This window comes from Lactobacillus sp. ESL0259, assembly GCF_003693045.1.
Classification (GTDB): domain Bacteria; phylum Bacillota; class Bacilli; order Lactobacillales; family Lactobacillaceae; genus Lactobacillus; species Lactobacillus melliventris.
The window spans coordinates 343,500-366,128 of sequence record NZ_REHP01000009.1 but is presented as its reverse complement, the minus strand read 5'-3'; the positions used below and the strand labels follow the sequence as shown (position 1 = coordinate 366,128).

Below are 22,629 nucleotides of genomic sequence, written 5' to 3'. Positions count from 1 at the left end.
TAGTCATGATTTCTTCATATCACTTATTATAAACGCTTTTTGCTTAAAATAAAGCCGCCCCGACTCTAACAAGTCGTGGACGGTTATTTATATTATTCAGTATCTTTTTTCTTTAGGTTGGAATAGTCACGTGGTGCAACCCGCTTAATGTGCAAGTTGTGTCTTGGCTTGCCTAAAATCAAAGGCACTTGCTCGACCACCGTGTCAGTGTATTCCAGGCCAAACCAGGAGGCAGGATTGGAAGACAGGTTTTGCAGCCATACCCGCGCTTTTAACATTACTTTTTCAAAGCCTTTTAGTCTGGTTAAAGGACTGACAACTTCATTAACAATTACAAATGAAAAGTCGCCGACTTTACGACCAGGGGTAGTGGTGTATTCCTGCGGTTGAGCCTCAATGGTGCCGTCTTTAATCAAGTCGTGGACAATTTGGCGCAGATAAACGTTGACACTGGTCTGTTTCTTGAAACCGAGATACAGCTGCACGTTAATGACATTTTTAGTGCCAAAAGTATTAACGGCGTATCTGGCTGTAAACGGTTCGTTGGTAATGTTGACAGTGACAAACCAGTAGGCCTGAGCGCGTTTAGGCCGTTTATCCAAGATGGAGTACATGATTTCCCGTTTAATAAACTTATTGTATTTAACCTTAGCCATGTAGACCAAGTTAGTCGCATAAGTAGGGTAATCATCATCATGACTTAGGTCCGTTAACATATCGGTGTATTCATCTAAACGTACGTAGGAATGAGCACCTTCGTGCTTGTCACGGACTTTATTGCCGAAGTACCAAATGAACATGATAACGCCAATGAAACCGGCAATTAGGACGGTGACATAACCGCCATGCATGAATTTGGTTAGACTGGAGATTAAGAACATGCCTTCGATAAAGCCAAAGGCAAGTAAAAAGCACAGGCGCAATATTAGCGGATGGTGTTTTGAACCCAAGTACTCAAACAAAAGCAGGGTAGTCATTAACATTGTGACCGTGATTGACAGACCGTAGGCTGCTTCCATGTGTTCTGAAGTCCTGAAGAAAATGACGATTGCAATAGTAGCAACGCAAATCATTTTGTTAACGGAAGGAATATAAATTTGTCCATGCTTAGTAGTAGGGTAATTAATATTCATTCGTGGTAAAAATTTCAGACCACTTGCTTCGGATACCAGTGTAAATGAACCGGTGATTAAAGCCTGGGAGGCGATAATGGCGGCAACTGTAGCTAAAATAATGGCGAATAGGCGCAAATCAGTCGGTACAGCCTCAAAGAAAGGATTGAGCTCACCGCCATTAGTCTGGTAGTGCGGGTTCTGCAGTATCCATACTCCTTGTCCTAAGTAATTAAGTGACAGACAAAGAAAGACATATGGCCATGATCCGCGAATGTTAGCTTTGCCAACATGACCAACATCAGAATACAGCGCCTCGGCACCAGTCGTAGCTAGGAAGATTGAGCCCAAAATGAAAATACCGGCTTTATTAGAGGGGCTGAAAAGAACTTTAACAGCCCAAACCGGATTCAGTGCCTCCAGAATTGACCAGTCGTTAGCCATATTATAGATACCGATCAAACCTAAAAAGGTAAACCAGACAAACATAATCGGGCCGAAGGCTTTACCGATACTGCTGGTGCCCAGCATTTGAATTGAAAACAGTACCAGCAGAATGGCGATCGTAATAATGATGACGGCATTCTGATTAGGAACGGGGACGTGGGAACCAAAGTGCATGTTCTTTAGTCCCTCAATCGAAGTTGTGACGGTCACGGCTGGCGTCAATGTTCCGTCGGCTAATAACGCTGCTCCGCCAATCAACGCTGGCATCACCAGCCACTTGGCTCTTTTGCGTACTAAAGCGTATAAAGCGAATATACCACCTTCACCACGGTTGGTGGCTCTAAGCGCAATCATAACGTACTTAACGGTAGTTAACAGCGTGACTGTCCAGAAAATCAGCGAGATTGAACCCAAGATTAGTTCTCGATCAACGTTGGCAATACCACCATTACCCGTAACGATTGACTTCATTACATAGAGCGGACTAGTACCGATATCGCCGTAAACGATACCGATGGTAATTAACAAACCGGCAGCTGAAATCCGCTTCTTCTTTTTATCCATAGTAAATATGTACTCCCATAGACAAGATTGAACTATTCATTTTTTAAGTAAAAAAGAATGTCACTGTGGCATTCTCATTCAAGTATCTATTCTGTTCTTTTTTTTGCTTTAGTACAAGTAAATTATGATAAAGAAGCTGAAATTTTATTGCGACGGTCTTCGTACCAGTTATCCCAATCCTTGTATGATGTCATTTTTTCTGCTTCAACACCATCTTTAGCCGCAATTTCATCAATTATATTTTGGAAATTTTGGGCATGATATTGTAATACATGCTTAACTAATTCTTTGCGGGTAAAGTGAATGTTGTTAAGAAGATAGTGATTAATATCCACCATGTTGGAATTAGTATCGTATAAATTCATGATTTCTAAGTCGCGCTGATTAAATTGTGCGATGTAGAAATCAGCGAAGACTATAAGGTAGTCTGGCTGCTGCGCGAATTCTTTTTGCGGCATGGTAGCCCACTCAGCCTCAGGCATGACAACCTTAAGTTCCTTTTCTTTTCTAGCTTTTTCCTTATCCTTTTCTTGTTGTTTTTCGTTATCTTTCTCTTTGGTATTATTTTCTTTATCAGTCAAAGCAGACACTCCTTTAATAAAAATAGGAAACGTGAAAGTCAATAGTCATTTTACAGAGTTTAGACTATAAAAGCAACTATTGGAGCAATTTACCCTTTACATAATAGTAGTTTTTCTCAATTTTAATAAAATTATAGCATTTTTGCCTACGCACAAAAAATTGCTGAATAGTTAAAACTTTAACAGCAAAAATCGTCTTAAATTGCAGTTTAGCAGTTCAAGGCGATTTTACTTAATTCAGAGATCTAAAAAGAATGATTATGGTCTGAGATAATCTTGAATGTCTTTTTTGGTAATCTTGCCTGGCTTGGTTCTGCCGGATTTTCTGTAAAGATCAATTAAATCTTGCGGACTCCAGGAAGTTGCGTCATAACCGAACTTAGCTACACGTTTACGCAATTGCGCAATCTGCTTCTTAGTAACGGTCTTGCCGTTTACCTTATGGTTGCCCATTGCTCCTTCACCGGTCTTACCAGCATTGCCCGTGTCTGGTCCTTTACCGGAAATAGCTTTGTAGCTTTGAGCTGCGTTACCGTTTGTGCCGTCTTTAGCAGCCTTTTGGTTATTCTTCAGTCCCTTTTCTGCTTCTTTCTTATATTGGCTGTAGTATTGCCCGTCGATATATGGCAGGTCTAGAACTTTTTGATACTCGTCCGCAGCTTTAAGGTATTGTTTATTCAGCTCTGCTTGGGATGCAGCAAGAAAGATAGGCCGAATTTCGTGCTCGTAATTATCCTGCACATCTTTAATAGTAGCTTTGAGATTTTTACCTTGTTTTACTAAAACGGAGTAGCCGTTTTTTCTTTGAATTACGTCTGCAGTTTTGCTTAAGGCATCATCATATTTACCTTTTTTAGTAGCCTTAATTGCAGAAGTCATATTGTCCGATTGGTTTTTATAAGCTTTAGCCTGGTCAGTCTTCTTAATTCTGAAAGCTTTGGCAAATGCGGAGCTTGCTTCTGAGTAGTCTTTGTCAGCAACTGCATTTTTACCGGTAGTCATTGCACTGTTATAGGAAGCATTAACTTTATCACTGTTAGATTTTTGGGTGGCATAAAAAACGCCACCACCAATAGCGATAATTACTACTGCCACAATCGTACCAATTGTCGTTTTTTTCATAATAGGAATTTATCCTCCTTACTCATACTTAGTTTAATTATAGATGGTTTAAGCAGATTTGACTACTTAATGGTGTTTTTTCACATGTTTTAGCCAAAAAATTACGACTAAAAAGTTACATTTTACGGCGCTAATTCGTTAGTAATAGTGTAAGACAGCTGGCGCGCGGGTTGATTACAGCATTAAGATAAATTAAAAAGGAAAGAAAGATACTATGAATTTTGCATTATTAGATCAAGCAGTCCAATACACATTTTTAAACTCCAAGTATGGCAAACAAGGTGCTAAAACACGCAATTTGAAGAATGTTAAACGGGGTGTTGCAGCAGACAGTTTAGCTAAAGTCGGAAACGCACTGGCTCACTTGCAAGGCGATGAACTGGGAGCGGCAACCTTAATTCAAAAGCAGGGCATTTCATTAGCAAGAGATTAAAACTAGTCATTCAATAATTAAGTGGGATAGGAGTAGATAATATGGAAACTAAAACCAAGACGTTACAATTAGTATTTTTAAATGGTGCGGGCAAAAAGGTTAATTTGTCCTTGGCTAACGCTGCGGCTAACCTAACCGGCGCGGAAGTTAAAACGGCAATGACTACAATAGCAAATGCTGATGCATTTGAACAAGAAGGGGTGAGTCTATATCAAACTCCTCAATCTGCTGCATACGTTGAACGAACTGTTACTAGTTTGTTTGATAATACTGCGGATCAGTCTCTGTAATCTGCAGATACTGAAACTGATTAGCAAATTGATTGCTAAAGTCAGGCGGATTTTAAAACGAGAGTAAATATTAATAAAGGAAAGGGTTGCACTCAGATTGTTAAGTGCAGCCTTTTTTACTTTATAAAAAGTTTTTTTGTTATTATTTTGTAAAATTTACCGGCAAATAAAAAAGTTTTTTTGACTAAAATTGACCAGAAAACCCGCAAAGCATTGTTGCACAACGTTTTTATAAGAATAGCAACTTTACATATCTATTTTACAGCTGTAAGCGTTTGTTACAAAAGTGTGTAAAATAATTGGATGCCTTGCAATTTAAGCAAAAGGTTAGTACAATATGAAATGTGGTAAGTAATAGCTATGCTTCAGGTTCGATAGCCTGTACGCATGCGCGTTCTTCAGCTTGAAGGCTACCTCATAAGAGTTATAAACTTATGATTTCAGCTCGAAGGGTGTTGTAACAATGTAGGCTCATAACGACTGAACCTATAGTCTATTACTATTTTGTATATACACAAGGAGGAAAGACCACATGAAGAAAAATTTAAGAATTGTTAGCGCTGCTGCTGCTGCTTTATTAGCTGTTGCTCCAGTTGCTGCAAGTGCTACATCAACAGTTTTTGCTGATAGCTTTGTTACAGGTTCAGTTACACCAGGAACTGGTGTATCAAGCACTACTAGTTTCAGTGCAGGTATTAATGTATTGAATAATGGTGCTGTTAAAGCCGGAGATAACGCTTCAAAATTAACTGCTCGCGTTTGGAGTGAAGTTGGTACACCAAATATTACCAATCAGTCAATTAAGATTTATCCAGCACAATTTAGTCCTACAAATGCAACTCAACTTATTACTGACGCAAGTCAATATGATGATAATAATGCTGTAGATACACTTCAAGCTGGCGTTCAATATGTTGCTGTCATTAAGAAAATGACAATAACTGGCTTGGCTGCTAACGCCACTTACAGGATTAATGGTAATACAGTTAAAACTGACAATAATAAGAACACAGAAGAGATTGGTTTAGTAAGTAGAGTATTTTACGTTGGTACTACAACTGCTAATGGTGTTCCATTTGCAAGAGAAATTGCTACTGGTCACGAAGTTAAGAGCGGTGTTGTCGGCTTAGGAAACGGTAAGTACACAGTTAGTGCTGTTGTTGATGCAATCAGAGCAAAATATGATGTACAAACTACTGTTACTGATAATAACCCTGCATTTAGTGAATACCAGGATTTGACCGGTGATGTAAAGGCAGGGTTGAAGGCTGCTGGAATTACTGTTAAAGATGATGGCAGTTTTGCAAAACCTGCTACCCCATTTACAGTTAATGCTGCACTTCACTCTTCTAATGATGTTGTTGTAAACTTCCCAGTTACAGTTAACCCTGACCCACTTACTAATGGTGATGCAACATTTCCACAAATGACTGTAACTGTTCCTTATTCAGCTACAGCAACTGATACTCATACCCATACATTTGTAGGTCAAAACAATACTCTTGATGTTGGTGATTCAAGTTTCAACTATGTACCTCTTAACACTGGAGTTCCTGTTGCTGAAATTCAGAGAGCATTTGCTACTACTGTAAGTGCTTCAAACAACACAGCTTTAACACCAAATGTTGATATTAGTAAAGTTAACACTGCAGTTGCAGGTAAGTACCCAGTAACTGTAAGTGCAACTAATACTGATGGTAAGACTACTTCAGTTACCTTCTTCTTAACTGTTGGTGCTAAAGGTGCTACTTACACCACTGTTCAAGCAGACCTTGACAATGTTCCAGTTTACGACATTACTGGCAATACAGTAACTGATACTAAGACTACTGTTAAGAATGGTGACAAGATTGCTACCTTTGGTACTGTAACTGTAAATGGTAAGTCATACACTCGTATTAACGCAGCTGACTCAACTAAGTTCGTTGAAACTAAGTATGTTGACGGTTCAATTAAACCAGTTGCAGCTGTAGCTAAGAAAGTTATGCACAACTCATACATCTACGACAAGGACCACAAGCGTGTTGGTACTAACGTACTTGCAGCTTACAGCACTGTAAATGTTTATGGTACTACAACTAAGCTTGCAGATGGCAGCCTGGTTTACAAGATTGGTGACAACCAATACGTAATGGCTGACAACATTGACGGTACTGCTCGTGTATTGTCACACAACGCTTATGTTTACAAGACCTCTAAGAAGCGTGCTGACAGACGTGTATTGAAGAAGGGTGCAACTGTTGTTACCTATGGTTCACCTTACACATTCAAGAATGGTAAGGCTTACTACCGTATCGGCGGACCTGCTAAGCAATACGTTAAAGTTGCTAACTTTAAGTAATTAATTCTTAGTTAATTACACGAAAACGGAAATGTGTTACATTTCCGTTTTTTTGTTGCCTTTTTAAGCTATGCAAGCGATAACAATACTGGTATAATGGCTTTTATCAATTTTAAAATTAGGAGAAGCTTAAATGATAAAAGAAAATGATACCATTTGCAACTTACCCCCAAGTAAAGACTACCCCATTTGGTCAGAAAGGTTATTGCGCCAGCGGATAGCAGAAGATAAGAAAATTTTAGACTATCTGGTGTTTGATGAAGAATACTGTGTTAGTGCCAGTACCATTGCCTTGTATCAGTTTCAAAATCAGCCGCTGTGGGGCAAGTTCAAAAGCGCCATTTTTGACAGTAAGTGCGGCATAGTCTTAAGTGGTCGTAGTACCAAGTCTCACCTGACTTCATTTGCGCAAAAGTGCCTGTTTGCCGGCCTTGAGTTTCAGCGTGAATTTGCCCGTCAAATTGGTTTAGCAGGACACAACGTCATAGCTACTGGCAAACTGGCTTACTTTTCCACTCGCAGCTACAACACCAGTAATCTTGACTGGGTTGCGCTCCATCAAATGGCCGACTATCAACCTCTGCAGAACCACATGTTTGTCTTTGAAACTGTCAGTATTAGTGACAATAAATACCTTTTTGCTTACCGCAACTGCAGCCGGCATTTAACAGATAAGATATGTAACAGCTTATTCTTTAACCATGCCCTGTATGTGCTTAACAGTACCCATTTAGAGCAGAATTTAGGCTGGCGGGTTAGGAAATTTCATGGTAAATCTCTGATTGATCAACCGGCTAATTTTCATCCGCATCAATCTCTGGCCAATTTAAGTCTCAAAAGTATTATGACGGAAGTTCTGGATAAAAAGCATCTACGTTACGGTAATTACTTGGCAGATTTTTATGAATTGCCCCAAATGACGGAGGCACATAAGAAGGCCTACTATTCCAGCAAGAGACCCGACAGCTTATATTAGCTTGCTACACGAATTAAGTAATTGATTCGTGTATTTTTTTAACTCTTTTTTCACCCAGAAATTGCCCGTTATTAGGCTGTCTGCAGCTAGAATTAGGAAAATTTTTTCTTTTATTAAAATAAGCAGTGATAGTATAATTAACGCCTCATTTTACGTTTTTGCTATTTTAATAAACCTTGTTAATCTATAGGAGCACAAGCGCTTGTGACAAAATGACATAAAGGAAACGTCACAAATGAAGATTAACCAACAGGCATTTTTAACGGCATGGAATAACCAAAAATTAGTTAGAGGCGCTTTAAAAGCCGCCCACGTCAGAGTGGACTATACTAATTATGAAGACCTTTTTCAAGAAGGTATTTTAATATACGCGGAAATGTTAACCAAGTTAGCAGATAAGAAGCGTTCTGAAGTAGATCGGCTGAGTTTTCGTAAGATTATCTGGCACACTATTGATCTGTTGCGCAAAAAGCAGCGTCAATCAGAAGAAGAAATTGCCTTTGATTCGCTCACAGAAGCTACATTAATGACTAACTGGAATAATCAGCTGGTTCTTAAGGGTGAACTTGCTCATATGAACAAGATAGAAAAATTGCTATTTATTAATCACTTAATTGGTGGTCAAACTATCAGTGCCTTGGCTCAAGAAGCCCATGTGAGCCGGGTTCAGCTGCAAAGATGCAAGCATAATTTGTTAATTCACTTACGTGAAATTTTAGAAAAATAATTACTATTTGTAATATAAAAACGATCTATATTACTTTTTGACTACAATTCAAGTGCAGCTATTGTTTATAGTCTAATTGCCCGATACAATAAAGGTGTCGGTTAAGGAGGAAATATTATTTATGAAGAAAAGACTAATCACTGGTTTTGCGACAGCTGTCCTCACCTCAGCGGTTGTCATGCCGGTTACCAACAACTTAATTGCCAATTCTCCAGTACGTGCTGAGAAAGTATCTGCGGCTACTGCGGCTGAAACTGCGTTTTTAAATACTATGTCTAAGCAGGCACAGAAGGTATCAAAGAAATATGGCTTATACCCTTCTGTGATGATTGCTCAGGCAATCGTAGAATCTAATTGGGGCAAGTCAGGCTTGGCAGTCAATGCCAATAACTTATTTGGTATGAAAGCTAATGACGACTGGCCTGGAGCAACTTACTCGTCTAAGACTCGCGAAGAAGATAAGAACGGCAAGAGCTATTACGTAACCGCTAAGTTTAGAAAATACGACTCCTGTCAGGATTCTTTTGATGATAACGGCAAGAAGCTGCGCTTAGGTGTAACTTGGCAACCTGAGCGCTATCAAGGAGCTTGGTTGGAAAACGCCGCTTCTTATACAGATGCCACTCAGGCGCTAACTGGTACGTATGCGACTGACAGCAAATACAACACGACCTTGAATGCCAGAATTGCTAACTACAATTTGACGCAATATGACCCTACGGTTTCAAACACCAGCAAGTCTTATGTCGTCAAGAAAGCGGGCGCTACTTACGCGTGGCCTACTGACCATTCGGTTTCAGCTAAGACTAATTCCGTTGCTAAGGGCGATGCCGTTACTGTTACGAAGACCATTACCTATTATAATGGTAAAAAGCGCATGTATATCTCCGGCAAGGGCTGGGTTAATGATACGCTCTTAGACTTGGGCAGCGCACTTCCTCCTGCTTCGCAAGCCCCTAAGGGTGAAAAAAAGGTCAACAAGACCTTAATGCACAACTCTTATGTCTATAACTCTGAGGGTAAACGTGTTAAGAAGCTTAAGGCGATCAAGGTACCTAACACTGGCAAAGTGATTGCGACTTACGGCACTAAAACTATTAACGGTAAAAAATATTACCGTATTGGTGAAAGCCAGTATATTGCCAGCGGCAATATTGATGGCACAGTGAGACCATTAAAAAAGAACGCTTATGTTTATAACGATTACGGCAATCGTGACAATCAGCTGGTGATGAAGAAGGGGCAGTCAGTCGCAACCTTTGGCAGCGCAATTAATATTTATGGTCATAAGTATTATAGAATTGGTATTCACCAGTATATTAAGAAAGGCAATTTCTAGATCAGGGTCAAACGGTAAAAAGCAGAAATAAGGAATGAAAATTTAGATGAAGATAAAGAAACTAATAACTACTATTGCTATCGGAGTAGGTTTAGTTGCACCTATTTTTAATGTTAATCACACACAGGTAGTTGAAGCTGCCTCAATTAATTCAATCGCAAAACAAAACAGCTATGTCGGCGAGACATTTTTGTATCAAATGTTGCAGACGCAGAATATCAAGTATAACAAATTTTATGCTAAAGGCAATAAAATCAAGTATCGAAAAGGAACACCTGAGGGTATTGTCATCCATGAGACTGCTACCCCTGGAGCTTCTGCCTATAACGAAGCCATTTACTTCAACCGTGAATGGATGAATATGTATTCCTACGTTCACGCTTTTGTCGACAGTAAGCAAGTTATTCAAATGATGACGCCCAACTACGGCGTCTGGGGTGCGGGCGCAATTGCCAACAACCGCTTTATTCAAATTGAACTGTGTCGGGAAAATACGCGCAATAAATTTGCTAAAAGCGTCAATAATGATGCTATATATGCCGCTAAGTTATTGCACCGTTATAACATCACGCCGGTGAATGCTTCAAATACTGGCAAGGGAACTATTTGGTCGCATCACGCTGTATCGCGCTTTTTAGGTGGTACCAATCATACCGATCCGGATGGCTATTTCCAAAAATGGGGCTATTCGATGAATGATTTCTTCTCCCTGCTCAAATATTATTATGACATGCAGGCGGCTGAAACCTCTAATACCACAGTGCCCGATAATAGCGTGGGCACGAGTGATCCGGTGGTTTCTGAGCCTAACACTGACCCCGTTTCTCAAGCACCGACTGGCAACAAGACTTTAATGCATGATGCTTATACTTATGATGTCCAGGGTAATCGCACCACCGCTGCACTGAAAACTGCAGGTACCGTGGTGACTGTGGCGCAAGAGAAAGTCATTAACGGTAAAAAGTACTTGCAAATCGGTGAAAATGAATACGTTGTTGCCAGCAACATTGTTGGCACTAAGCGAGTTTTAACTCATAATGCTTATGTTTATGACACTACCGGAATTCGCAGTGATAATGCAAAACTCTTACGTGGTACTTCTGTTCGTACTTATGGCGGTCGCATCAATATTAGTGGCAAAATGTATTATCCAATTGATACCAACCGCTTTGTCAAAGCAGCTAATTTTAAGTAGCAAGTAAAGAAACAGGTTATGATGATTGTCATAACCTGTTTTTGTGTATTTTTTAATTGCTTGCGCAAGTCCACATCCTGTCTTAGTTAAGTAGAGTAAAGATTAATCTTAATAAACTTTAGACAGACTTCTTAATCTTTGTTTGCATTCTGCAAATACGTTTTTGCTTTGTTTGCATCCCAACTGGTTTGGGCCATAATAATTGCTACCGGAACTTGCATATCAGCTTTTTGCAATAAGTCTGCTGCTGTTTCAATTGATACGTTGCCACATTCATGAATAATGCGCGTAGCGCGATCAACCAGCTTACTGTTGGTAGGCTTTACGTCAATCATAATATTTTGATAAACCTTACCTTGCTTAATCATGACACCAGTAGAGATCATGTTAAGTACCATTTTTTGCGCGGTTCCTGCCTTCATTCTGGTAGATCCTGTAATTACTTCTGGACCAACCACAGTTTCAACTGAAACTTTTGCAAGTTTACCGGTTTTACTACTGGCAACACATGCTAAAGAAATCGTAAGTGCACCAACCTGATTGGCCCATTTTAATCCTCCAACTACATAAGGCGTTCGTCCGCTGGCTGCTATTCCTAAGACAATATCTTTTGCAGACAAGTGGAGATTTTTCAGATCTTTCTTGGCCAATTCTTCTGAATCTTCGGCATGTTCGATAGATAAAAACATAGCTTTTTTGCCACCAGCAATTAGTCCTATGGCTCTTTCTGGCTCTATGCTATAGGTCGGAACTAATTCGACAGCATCCAAAACTCCTAAGCGTCCACTCGTACCAGCTCCAATATAGATTAATCGTCCGCCTTTTTTAAAATTAATACTGGCAAGGTCAATGGCCTGGGCGATTTTAGTATTTTGTTTTTCAACGGCTTCTGCTACTTTTTGATCTTCTGCGTTAATGGCATTAACCATCTCTAAAGTAGACATGGTATCAATGTGTAAAGTATTCGGATTTCGCTGTTCTGTTGTTAAATCTTTAATAGACATTTTTTATATTCTTCCATATGATAATTAATTATTTTCCTTTAGTTGCTTTGTTAATAGTTCAGTATTCTTCATTTTTTCTTCTAAGTTAGGTAATTTATTAATTGTGGCTAAATAAATTAAACTTGAGACGTACATTTCGGACAGTAATGAATCGATTGCGCCTATACGCAGTAATTTCTCTCGGTCTGGTAAACTGATTATTATGTCACTAATATTTAGTAAAGCAGATGATTGGCCTCTAGTAACAGCTATAATAGGAGTTTTATTTTTCTTTGCTTGTTTAGCAATGTAAATTATTTCTTCAGTTAGTCCACTGTATGAAAAGATAACGGCCGTATCTTGGGGAGTGGAATAATATATTCTTTCCAGTGCGATATGTGGGTCAATATTATAGGCAACCTTTTTACCACTTCTAATAAATTTAAAAAATAAATCTTGGGCTGCTAATCCAGATGCACCTACACCGGCAATATAAATTGTATCTGCTTTTTGTAAGTAAGCTACAACTTTTGCTAGTGTACTGGCATCTAATAAAGCATATGTACTGTCGACGTTCTTTTTGATGTCCAAATAGAATTTTTCAATAATCTCTTCTGTCGTGTCATCGGGACTAACAAGAGTATCTAACTCGGAAATATCAGTTTTAGGCATTTCTTTTGCAAGTTCAATTTTAAAATCTTTTAGTCCCTTAAAACCAATTTGCTGACAAAAGCGAATAATAGACGCAGAACTGGTTTTAGTTTTAAAGCCCAAATGTTGTGCATCCAAATTTAGAAAAATTTCAGGCTTTTTAAGAAGATAATCAGCGATTTTTTTGGATGATCTTTTAAAACTGGAGTAATTATTTGTAACTCTATTTAAGAGATCCATAATTGCAGCCCCTTTCAAAAATGAAAAGAAATATTATTAAACGTATACCGAAACTATTTAATTGTCTGCTAATAAAAGAGGGTAGTCAAGTATTATTAACTTGCTACCCTCTTTATCAAAACTGATTTTAATTCAAATTGTTAATTTCTTTTTGCATTTTTATCATCTGTTCGATTAGTGATTGTTCAGACATTGTAGTCATGAATTGGTCCTGTGCATGAATCAACAGTAGCGATATGTCCAGATTATTATTTAAATTTTTTTGGATTAGCTCTGTTTGAATGTTATGAGCCAACACCAATTCATCATTAGCAGATTTTAACAATTGCTTACTTTTTTCATAGTTCTGCTTTCGAGTTTCTGTTAAGGCATCGTACAAATCAGCCCTAGCAGTACCCGAATGGGTAATTAATTTAAAAATTTTAGTTTCTAAACTTGTTTGATCCATTGAGAATACTCTTTCTAAAAACGGTATACAAAAATATACATTAGTATACCACTTGCAATCATTGTCATTGTTACAAAATATAGGTAGCGTTTAAAATTAAATTTCTCTTTGCGATCAACATATAACAAGGATGCAGGAAAAAGTAAGCCTATTGCAATAATATTTCCAAAAAACATTAAAGCTTTACAAGGCCAGAAGTCCATGATAGCGATAATGATTAAATTTATGACTAAAAGGCCTGAAACAAATAATACTGTACCTTTAAATTTAGGCTGAACTCTATTGAAATTATGCATTTTGACCATCCGGTATGTCTTCTTGTTCTTTAGCTAATTCTTGTTTGTCATACATCATGACAAAAGGCCAGTAAATTAGAGTTGCAATTAAAATATCAACTACACAAAGAACAATTGCACGCCAGTCACCACCAGTTGCCAAAAAGGCACCGATAGGAGCTGGTAATGTCCAAGGCGGCTGAACGAACATCATGTGTACCCAGCCTAATTTGAAGGTAAACCAAGTTACAAGGGTCATGACCACTGGTGCTAAAATAAATGGAATTAGAAATACAGGGTTCAGCATTACTGGAAAACCGAAAATGATAGGTTCATTAATATTAAAAATACATGGGACTAAGCTGGCTCTGGTGATTGATTTAGTATATTTAGACTTACCGATACAAAGAGCAGCAATGATTAAGCCTATGGTAGCACCAGAACCACCGATCCAAACAAACCATTGGAAAAATGTTTCAGGAGCGATGTGTGTAGGCTGCAAGCCATGAGACATTTTTTCGGCATTTTCACTAAAATATTGTAACCAAATAGGTCTGGCTACAGAGCCCACAATAGAGTCGCCATGAATACCAAAGAACCAGAAGAATACAACTAAGATTACAGGTACTATTACACCACCTAGTGTATCTCCGGCTTTTACTAGTGGTGAAAAAATGTTTTGAATTAAAACTTCAAGGTTAATCTTAAACACCACATTAATCAGCGTCATGATTATGACTATAATTCCGGCTGGAATAATTGCTTCAAATGAGTGAGCAACGGAACTAGGAACCTGTTCAGGCATTTTGAAAACTAAGTTGTGGGTCTTGCAGAAACGTAAGATTTCTACAGAGAAAATTGCCAGCAGCATACACGGAAAGATACCAACAGAACCTAATGATGCCATCGGTAGTAAAATTTCGCCTGTTTTCTTAATTATTGGCATAATACTTAAGAGAAAAGCTGCTACGGATAACTGAGCACCAGCTAGAGGATCCAGCTTATAGCTTTTTGCTAAATTATATCCGATACCAAAACAGATATATAAAGACATGATCCAGAATGTCATTCTGTATGGAATCATAATCTGTTGAATATGCTGTGTTGCCCAAACATGGAAGCCCCAATTTTCTGGAATTGGGGGCATTGCGATAATAAGGAAGAAACTCCCTACAATGATTAGTGGAATTGCTGAAACGACCCCGTCACGAATAGCCCGTAAATGTCTTTGCTCAGAGATTTTAGATAAAGGCTGGGCAAAGTGCGAATCTAACCAATCAAAAAAATTATTCATTAATATTCACCTTAATTCTTTGTGTCTTTTTCGACAAGATCTAATACGTATTTTCCACCCAATGGGCTATAATCTCTTGGTGGTATAGTTGCAATTCTGATTCCTTTGGCATCGGCAAAGCCCTTAAATACATCAAACCTGTTCCTGACTTGGGGTGCGACTAAAACTATGTCCCAGCCGCCTTGATTAATAGCATCTTCAGCTTGTCCTGAACCTACTGCACTAGATTCAATTTGAATTCCAGCTTTGCCTGCTTCATCTTTAAGTGCTTTTTCGACAATCGCACTTGACATGCCTCCAGAACAAATAAATAGTACTTTTTTCATTTTGATCTACTCCTTTCTCTTTGATGCTCAATAAAGTGTTTATACCATTCAAAGCTGTCTTTTTTATATCGTTTAAAAGTGCCTTGGCCTTTATTATCTGCATCAACATAAACTACTCCATAACGTTTGTCCATTTCACAACTGCCTGCGGAAACAATATCGATGATACCCCAGGCGATGTAGGCTATAACATCAACGTTTTCTTCTTTAGCTTTGATAATTTGATCAAAGTGTGCTTTGAAATAGTCAATCCGGTATTGGTCGTGAACTTTTTGATCGCTAGTTAAAACATCTTTAGCTCCTAAACCATTTTCAGAAATCATGACTGGTTTATTATAGCGATCGTAAATTTTATGAAGTGTAGTCCTTAATCCCATCGGATCAATTTGCCAACCCCATTCGGTGGCCTTTAAGTACGGATTCTTAGTAGTAACAACCAAATTGCCCGCAGTTTGATTTTTATTTTCATCAGCAGTACAAATGCATGAATCATAGTAGGAAAACGTAACTACATCGCATGTATTGTTTCGTAATAGTTCTTTATCAGCAGCAGAAATTTCAAAATTGATATTATGTTTGTCAAAGAATGGTTTCGCATAGTATGGATAATATCCTTTAGCTAAAACATCCATACAGTACCATTGATTGATTTCCTCGTTTTCAACAAGTTCAAGATTATCCTCTGGCTTTGGTGTTAACGGATAATAGCAAAAGCATGAAATCATTGCACAAAATTTCCCTTTGACTTTCAATTCTTTGCCTAACTTGATGGTTTTGGCACTGGCAATGAACTGATGGTGTAATGAAAGGAAAATATCACTGTAGTTATATTCACCATTTTCAGGTTTAACTAAAGCTACACCATTAAATGGGCTAAAATAACCGGCATTAATTTCATTAATTGGTAACCAGTAGTCCACAATTGCTCCCCACTTATGCAGTAGAAAAGAAGAAAATCTCATATAAGCAGCAACAGTTTTGATTGACGTCCATCCTCCATATTTTTCAACCAAATTGAGGGGAATTGCATAATGATCAATAGTGATAAAAATTTTAATTCCTGCATTATGCAGTTTATTTAAAACTTTGTCATAATAACTAACTCCCGCTGGATTAGGTTCAACTTCTTCACCTGTTGGAAACAATCTTGACCAACTAATTGAAAGCCGATAAATGTCCAAATCCAATTCTTTTAGTAATTCAATGTCCGCTGAGCCATACTCATAGCCTTTAGTTCCCACTCTAAAAGGATAGTAGTAAGGACTATCTTTCTTTTTCGCCTCCTCTATTTGTCTTTGTGTTAATAGTCTAGTTTCCGTCGTAGCATTACTGGTTCGAGGGAGATAGGCACGACAATCTTGAGTATCTAATCCCTTACCATCAGTAAATCCTCCTTCATATTGACTTGCAGATGTGGCTCCACCCCACAATATTCGACTCACGTTTTAAATCCTTCTTTCTATGAAATCACTTACATTTTTATTATAAACTGTTTTTAAATATTTTGAAATAAAATTTCAAAAATAATTATATTATTTTGTGCGTACTTTTGTATATTTTTGAAAATGCTTATATTTTGGCAAAAAAATAAATTTATTATTGTATTTTTATTACATAAATCACATAATAAAGGTAAGGTCACAAAAGGAGGTAAAAAAATATGACGTATCGAATTGGTGTAGATAGTGGTGGTACACATGTAACTGCAATTGCATATGGTGAAAAATGTATCTCACTATCTAAATCTGTTTCTGGTCCAGGTAACATTTTTATTAATGCAGAACAAGCTGTTAGGAACATTACTTTAGCAATTAAAAAAGCTGCAATTAGTGATCAAAAATGTGAAAAAATTTTGGTTGGTATTGCTGGGTTAGAATCTACACAGGCACCAGACAAGTATTTGGAAGAAGTAAAAGCAAATGTAGCAGCTATTTGCACAAACATTTCCTTTATTAGTGATGCGCAATTAGCTTTGCTAAATGGGTTGAAGGGAAGAGACGGCTTTTTAACTATTGCTGGAACTGGTTCAATTGTATATGGTAAGCAAAAAAGGAAATACTTACGAGCTGGGGGCTGGGGCTATTTACTAGATGATATTGGTTCAGGTTACAAAATAACTCAAGAAGCTACTACAAAATTTTTGCAGTATTATGATTCCGGTAAAAAATGTTCATATCAGGATGTTATATTTGAATACTTTCAAGTTCAATCAGTCCGGGAATTAATCTCTAAGTATTACTTAATTGATCGTTCCCAAATTGCTGGTTGTTCGGTTAAACTGGCTCAGGCAGCTAAAAAAGGTGATGAACAAGTTATCGCAGTTTTTAAGCATCAAGGCAAGTTACTGGCCGAGGAAATAATAAGATTAGTGCATAGATATTCGACATCTAAAATTGAATACCGGTTAGCATTATCAGGTTCGGTTTTAGTTAAAAATTCCATAATTCAAGAAGAATTAAAGAAAATAGTTTTAAAGGAACTTCCACAAATGAAAATATACATTTCTAAGCAGAATAACAGTATGGCAGTTAACTATATTTAGAGTGGTGAAGCAAAATGACAATGAGAAACATTGGCTTATCTATTTATCCTGACCACAGCAGTTTTGATCAAAATGTTGCCTATTTGGAACTAGGTCACAAGTATGGTTTTAAGCGCATTTTTATGAGCATGCTTGAAGTACAGGAAGATTCAGAAAAAATAAAAGCCAAATATCAAAAAATTATAGATGTAGGAAATAAGTTAGCTTATCAAACTTTTTTAGATGTATCGCCCAAACTTTTTAATAAACTAAATATTTCATATCAAAATCTAAAGTGGTTTGCTGATATGCATGTAAGCGGTATTCGCCTTGACCAGTCATTTGACGGTGCAACAGAGGCATTAATGTCCTACAATCCTTATGGCTTAATAATTGAGCTAAATATGAGTAACGATGTTGATTACTTAAATAATATTATTTCTTATCAAGCCAACACTCCTTATATATATGGTTGTCATAACTTTTATCCCCAAAAAGGCACTGCACTTCCTTATGATTTTTTTACAAATTGTACTAAGCGATTCAAAAAGTTTAATATTCATACAGCTGCCTTTGTTTCGAGTGCAAAAGGAATTATGGGCCCATGGAATGTGACTGATGGTCTTCCAACTTTAGAAAGAGACCGAAGAACTGCCAATTGGCATTCAGGCTAAAGATTTATTTGGTACGCAATTAATTGATGATGTCATTATTGGCAATGCATATGCTAGTGAAGAAGAATTAAGAAGCTTATCTCTAGTAAATCGCTACCAGTTAACTTTTAATGTTCAGTATGTGTCAAATATTAATCCAGTTGAAAAAGAAATAATAGAAAATACACAACATTTTCGTCGCGGTGACATGAATAATACTGTTATTCGTTCAACCACTCCGCGGGTGACATATAAACAAATTTCCAATCCACCTCACGATAATGATAAGGAATTTCATAAAGGCGATATTTTGGTTGGTAACAACAACTTTGGTATATATAAAAACGAATTACAAATTGTGTTAAAATCACATAAAGAAGCACGCAAAAACAAAGTAGGACATATTGATTCACACGAGCTTTTCCTTTTGGACTATATTAAACCGTGGACCAAATTTAAATTGTTGATGGCAAAGGAGAATTAATTTTGCAAAGTTTTCTTATCTAAAGTTCTGGTATTTCTCACCCGTATTATTTTCTTCATTTGGCAATTTTTTGTATAATCGACTAAGAATAAATGAGGGGGCATTCCTTGTGGCACAGTTGTCTTTATTCTTAGTTGTTTTGTTTGCGCTGGTAGTACCTATATTAATGGCGCGTTTAAGGGTTAATGCAGTTCCGACCGCAGTTGCAGAAATTATTGTTGGTATTGTATTAGGGGCAAGTGGTTTCAATCTCGTCCGGCCGACTCATGACCTGTCTTTTCTGTCAAATTTAGGCGTGATCTTGTTGTTGTTTTTGTCAGGGATGGAAATTAACTTTGACTTGTTAAAGCCGGGGCAAAAGTCCAAGAGGAAAAAGGGTCAGATCGCTCCCTTGAAAGTGGCACTCAACGCCTTTTTAGGTGTGACAATTTTGTCTATCTGTTTAGCATTATTGTTAAAGGTGTTAGGTTTATTTGGCGACGTCATGCTTGCAACTATCATTTTTATGACTGTTGCTTTGGGCGTGGTGATTGCTACCTTAAAGGAAAAAGATATTTTAAACAGGCCTATCGGTCAGACGATTTTACTAACTGCGGTTTTAGGGGAAGTAATTCCCTTAATGCTTCTAACGGTTTATGCAGCTATTAATGGCGGTAACACTAAGCAGTTGTGGCTGATTATCCTGCTCTTTGGCGTTGCTATCCTATTATTGTGGCGCTTTAAGCAGCCGTACTTATGGTTTGTAAAGGTGACCAAATCAACCACTCAGTTAGATGTCCGTTTAGCTTTCTTTCTAATATTTGCTTTGGTTACGATAGCAGAGAGAGTAGGAGTGGAAAACATCCTGGGGGCATTTTTAGCCGGCATTGTTATGAAGTTGCTGGAACCCAGTCAGGAAACAGAGGATAAGTTAACCTCAATTGGCTATGGCTTTTTCATTCCTATTTTCTTTATCATGACGGGAGTAAAGCTTAATTTAAGGTCACTTTTGGCTCACCCAAAGTCACTAATTTTATTACCAATATTAGTTTTGTTTCTCTTCTTGGCTAAAGTACCTGTTGCTTTGGTTTACGCGAAAAAATTCGGCAGCAGAAATGGTATTGCCGGTGGCTTTTTAACCGCAACTACGATTACTATAGTGCTTCCGACTTTAGCAGTAGCACGTAAATTAAATGTTATTACACGGCTGCAGTCAGATGTTTTTATCTTGGCTGCTGTGATCGTCTGCATTCTGTGTCCGATTTTATTTAATGCCATTTTTAAATTAAAAGCAGAAGATCGCATTAAAGAAAAAGTCGTGATTTTGGGCACGAATGCCTTGACTGTCCCCGTAATGCTTGACCTGCATGATAACTGGTATTCGGTTAAGATGTTTACTACCAGTAACGAACACTATCATATTTATAAAAGCCGCGTGCCAAAGCTAAAATTATTATCCCAATTAGATAGTGAGAGCTTGGCACAATCTGGTGCCTTTACTGGTGATATTTTCGTTGCGGCCATGAGGTCTGACGATACTAATTTGCGCCTAGGCCAGCTGGCACAAGAGCAGGGTGACTTTAAGCGCATTATTATTTGTCAAAAGCGTGCTGATATTGCCAGGGTCAAGGAATTGCGCAAGAGCGGTATGGAAGTCTTTGACTTAAGTAATATTACTTCCGCACTCTTACGAGCACTAATTGAATCACCCGCTCTCTATAGTGTCTTGAGTGATACAAAAAACGCGGTTTACTCTGTTGTCGTCCGCAATACGCAGTATTCTGGTCGGCAACTGATGGATTGGGATGTGGCTCATGATATCACTGTCAGCCGTATTCGCCGGGGGCAAGAGTGGCTGGTGCCACACGGTCACACTGTCATTGAATTAGGTGATGAACTGATTTTCACCGCAAAATATCAGGCAGCTGATCGTATGCGCAAGATTATCGGCAAAAAATAATTGCTAATTATATTGACTAACAAAGGACTGATTTTGACAATCAGTCTTTTTTAATTGAGAATTTTTTTGAGTTAGAAAATGATACAAAAATTAAGAAATGGCTGACTGTATTTTTTAGTTCTCAGTTAAAATTTACTCTTGTATAGTTATAAAAATTTTCATTTTTAAATATCGAAAGGTTTAGATATGAGTAAAAATAATCTTTGCAAGAAAATGATCGTTTCTTTGACCACCGTAACTTTGCTGACAGGGTTTTTAGAGCAGGCGCCGCCGAGTGTCTTAAATGCCATGCCGGAAAAAGTAAGTGCAGCTAAGAAAAGTAGTCGAACTAGAAGAATAAAAAGGGTGGGAACCAATTCCGCTGTCTATGTCCGCAAGGGCCAAAAGCTGCTTAAATCCAAGAAAATCATCAAGGCGGGTCAAAAAGTACGTATTTATGGCCAAAAAACTGTTAAGGGTAAACTGTTTTATCGCATTGGTAAAAATAAATTTGTTAAAGCCGTTAACATTCAAGGCAAAATTTATCAAGTAACCAAAGATACGGTACTTTATACTCGAAATGGCCAAAAAGTAAAAGCAATTCATCAAGGACAAAAAATCAGGATTTTTGGTGCGCCAAAGGTAATTAAGGGCCAGAAATGCTACGCCACTAGCCACGGTTACATCAAAAGGAGTGTGTTAGCCAAGCTAAATGCAGCGGCGAAATCACCTAAGCAGGTGATTAAAACTCTGTCGCCTGCAGTAAATATTACTAACGAATTGGCAAAAAGTATTGCCGATAATGAGACTCAAACTGCCAATACTTTGGTATTTAATGGTTACGGCTTGAATAATACGCCAAGCAATAGTTTTACTCCTAATGTAAATAAGACTACTCAGGGTGAAACTAATAATAACCATATTAATAGTGCATCAAATGCAAATGGGGCAGAGAAATCTGATAAGTCTGAAGGTACTAATGATAGCAGTATTGCCCCAAGTCCACATAATGCGGATAATCTTGCAGATGGACACGGTGCTAATGTAGTTCAGGAAGCCACTGAAACTAATGATAAAAATACCTCTAAATCTAAAACACCAGAAGATAAGGTGAATCCCGATCAGCCGAATACCTCTGATGATGCAGCACAGGATACAGCCTCCGCTAATTTACCAGATCCTAGTGCTGCTAGTGAGAATGTTTCAGACTCTCACACAAATGAATTTTCACCTAGTAAATTTAGACAAGTCTTTTTAAGAGAACTTAATCAGGAACGGGTTAGCCGGGGTTTAACCAAATTAACAGCAGACCCTACTTATGACAAGATTGTTCAAGAACGTGCCCAGGATTTAATCAAGAATTTTGGACTTTATGATAAATCTGGAAGGTCTATTTTACAAAAGGCTTTTCAAGAAAAGGGCATTGATTATCCCATATTGGGAGAATGTATTGCCAGTTTTTCGTGGGAGTGGACTATTAATCGCACTACAAACATGCTAGAACTTGCACTTGATGGTGGATCAACTGAAGAGGTTGCCAGCAGCATTCTTTACGAATATCTTAACAATAATATAACTAGAGATGGGAAATATAGGGACATATTGCTTAATCCGGCTGCTAGAACAATTGGTTTAGGAGCAGCCTTTGAGAAAACCACCGTTTATTCGGCTGTGGTTGTGATGCCATAACAATATAACAGTAATATTTC

At 37.9% G+C, this 22,629-nt stretch carries 20 protein-coding genes and 1 pseudogene; 11 read left to right on the top strand and 10 right to left on the bottom strand.

The window, feature by feature from the left end; translation table 11 throughout:
* Positions 1–92: 92 nt before the first annotated feature.
* From F5ESL0259_RS07660 to F5ESL0259_RS07650, 3 genes are all read right to left on the bottom strand, one after another.
* Positions 93–2,123: a KUP/HAK/KT family potassium transporter gene (locus F5ESL0259_RS07660; RefSeq protein WP_122038046.1), complete on the bottom strand. Its 2,031-nt coding sequence runs from the start codon at positions 2,121–2,123 to the stop codon at positions 93–95.
* A gap of 122 nt (positions 2,124–2,245) precedes the next feature.
* A complete protein-coding gene (locus F5ESL0259_RS07655) occupies positions 2,246–2,704 on the bottom strand; it encodes a hypothetical protein (RefSeq protein ID WP_110446621.1) in 459 nt (152 codons plus the stop codon).
* Between the two features lie 258 nt (positions 2,705–2,962).
* Positions 2,963–3,826 (bottom strand): hypothetical protein, encoded by an 864-nt coding sequence (locus tag F5ESL0259_RS07650; protein ID WP_122038045.1) that lies wholly within the window; start codon positions 3,824–3,826, stop codon positions 2,963–2,965.
* A 214-nt stretch (positions 3,827–4,040) separates the two neighbouring features.
* Between F5ESL0259_RS07650 and F5ESL0259_RS07645 the strand changes: the two genes are divergently transcribed.
* From F5ESL0259_RS07645 to F5ESL0259_RS07615, 7 genes are all read left to right on the top strand, one after another.
* Complete coding sequence (locus F5ESL0259_RS07645; RefSeq protein WP_046325553.1) at positions 4,041–4,259, top strand: hypothetical protein; 219 nt, start codon at positions 4,041–4,043, stop codon at positions 4,257–4,259.
* Positions 4,260–4,300: 41 nt separating this feature from the next.
* Positions 4,301–4,549, top strand: a complete 249-nt coding sequence (locus F5ESL0259_RS07640) for a DUF2922 domain-containing protein (protein ID WP_046325552.1) — start codon at positions 4,301–4,303, stop codon at positions 4,547–4,549.
* Between the two features lie 532 nt (positions 4,550–5,081).
* Positions 5,082–6,890, top strand: coding sequence for an SLAP domain-containing protein (locus F5ESL0259_RS07635; protein ID WP_122038044.1), 1,809 nt, complete (start codon positions 5,082–5,084; stop codon positions 6,888–6,890).
* Between the two features lie 133 nt (positions 6,891–7,023).
* Positions 7,024–7,866, top strand: coding sequence for a hypothetical protein (locus F5ESL0259_RS07630; protein ID WP_122038043.1), 843 nt, complete (start codon positions 7,024–7,026; stop codon positions 7,864–7,866).
* Between the two features lie 235 nt (positions 7,867–8,101).
* Positions 8,102–8,593 carry a sigma-70 family RNA polymerase sigma factor gene (locus F5ESL0259_RS07625; RefSeq protein ID WP_122038042.1) on the top strand — a complete coding sequence of 164 codons (492 nt, stop codon included), beginning with the start codon at positions 8,102–8,104 and terminating at the stop codon, positions 8,591–8,593.
* Positions 8,594–8,714: 121 nt separating this feature from the next.
* Complete coding sequence (locus tag F5ESL0259_RS07620; protein WP_122038041.1) at positions 8,715–9,932, top strand: glucosaminidase domain-containing protein; 1,218 nt, start codon at positions 8,715–8,717, stop codon at positions 9,930–9,932.
* A 46-nt stretch (positions 9,933–9,978) separates the two neighbouring features.
* Positions 9,979–11,127 (top strand): SLAP domain-containing protein, encoded by a 1,149-nt coding sequence (locus F5ESL0259_RS07615; RefSeq protein WP_122038040.1) that lies wholly within the window; start codon positions 9,979–9,981, stop codon positions 11,125–11,127.
* Positions 11,128–11,258: 131 nt separating this feature from the next.
* Here the strand turns inward: F5ESL0259_RS07615 and murQ are convergent, their stop codons facing one another.
* From murQ to F5ESL0259_RS07580, 7 genes are all read right to left on the bottom strand, one after another.
* Positions 11,259–12,131, bottom strand: a complete 873-nt coding sequence (gene murQ / locus F5ESL0259_RS07610) for an N-acetylmuramic acid 6-phosphate etherase (RefSeq protein ID WP_122038039.1) — start codon at positions 12,129–12,131, stop codon at positions 11,259–11,261.
* Between the two features lie 24 nt (positions 12,132–12,155).
* On the bottom strand, positions 12,156–13,001 hold the full coding sequence (locus F5ESL0259_RS07605; RefSeq protein ID WP_122038038.1) for a MurR/RpiR family transcriptional regulator: 846 nt from the start codon (positions 12,999–13,001) through the stop codon (positions 12,156–12,158).
* A gap of 127 nt (positions 13,002–13,128) precedes the next feature.
* On the bottom strand, positions 13,129–13,449 hold the full coding sequence (locus F5ESL0259_RS07600) for a PTS lactose/cellobiose transporter subunit IIA (protein WP_122038037.1): 321 nt from the start codon (positions 13,447–13,449) through the stop codon (positions 13,129–13,131).
* A gap of 14 nt (positions 13,450–13,463) precedes the next feature.
* Positions 13,464–13,754: a hypothetical protein gene (locus tag F5ESL0259_RS07595; RefSeq protein ID WP_122038036.1), complete on the bottom strand. Its 291-nt coding sequence runs from the start codon at positions 13,752–13,754 to the stop codon at positions 13,464–13,466.
* Entirely contained in the window at positions 13,738–15,018 is a 1,281-nt protein-coding gene (locus F5ESL0259_RS07590) for a PTS sugar transporter subunit IIC (RefSeq protein ID WP_122038035.1), read from the bottom strand. Before F5ESL0259_RS07590 ends, F5ESL0259_RS07595 begins: the two co-directional genes overlap by 17 nt.
* Positions 15,019–15,029: 11 nt before the next feature.
* Positions 15,030–15,344: a PTS sugar transporter subunit IIB gene (locus F5ESL0259_RS07585; RefSeq protein WP_122038034.1), complete on the bottom strand. Its 315-nt coding sequence runs from the start codon at positions 15,342–15,344 to the stop codon at positions 15,030–15,032.
* A complete protein-coding gene (locus F5ESL0259_RS07580; protein ID WP_122038033.1) occupies positions 15,341–16,786 on the bottom strand; it encodes a glycoside hydrolase family 1 protein in 1,446 nt (481 codons plus the stop codon). The genes F5ESL0259_RS07585 and F5ESL0259_RS07580 overlap by 4 nt, the downstream gene beginning before the upstream one ends.
* A 218-nt stretch (positions 16,787–17,004) precedes the next feature.
* On the opposite strand from F5ESL0259_RS07580, the gene F5ESL0259_RS07575 reads away from it, so the two are divergent.
* From F5ESL0259_RS07575 to F5ESL0259_RS07560, 4 genes and pseudogenes are all read left to right on the top strand, one after another.
* A complete protein-coding gene (locus tag F5ESL0259_RS07575) occupies positions 17,005–17,886 on the top strand; it encodes a BadF/BadG/BcrA/BcrD ATPase family protein (RefSeq protein WP_122038032.1) in 882 nt (293 codons plus the stop codon).
* A 14-nt stretch (positions 17,887–17,900) separates the two neighbouring features.
* A pseudogene (locus F5ESL0259_RS07570) lies at positions 17,901–19,002 on the top strand (DUF871 domain-containing protein).
* Positions 19,003–19,111: 109 nt separating this feature from the next.
* Positions 19,112–20,941 (top strand): cation:proton antiporter family protein, encoded by a 1,830-nt coding sequence (locus tag F5ESL0259_RS07565; RefSeq protein ID WP_122038031.1) that lies wholly within the window; start codon positions 19,112–19,114, stop codon positions 20,939–20,941.
* A gap of 186 nt (positions 20,942–21,127) precedes the next feature.
* Positions 21,128–22,609: an SLAP domain-containing protein gene (locus tag F5ESL0259_RS07560; RefSeq protein WP_122038030.1), complete on the top strand. Its 1,482-nt coding sequence runs from the start codon at positions 21,128–21,130 to the stop codon at positions 22,607–22,609.
* Positions 22,610–22,629 lie beyond the last annotated feature (20 nt).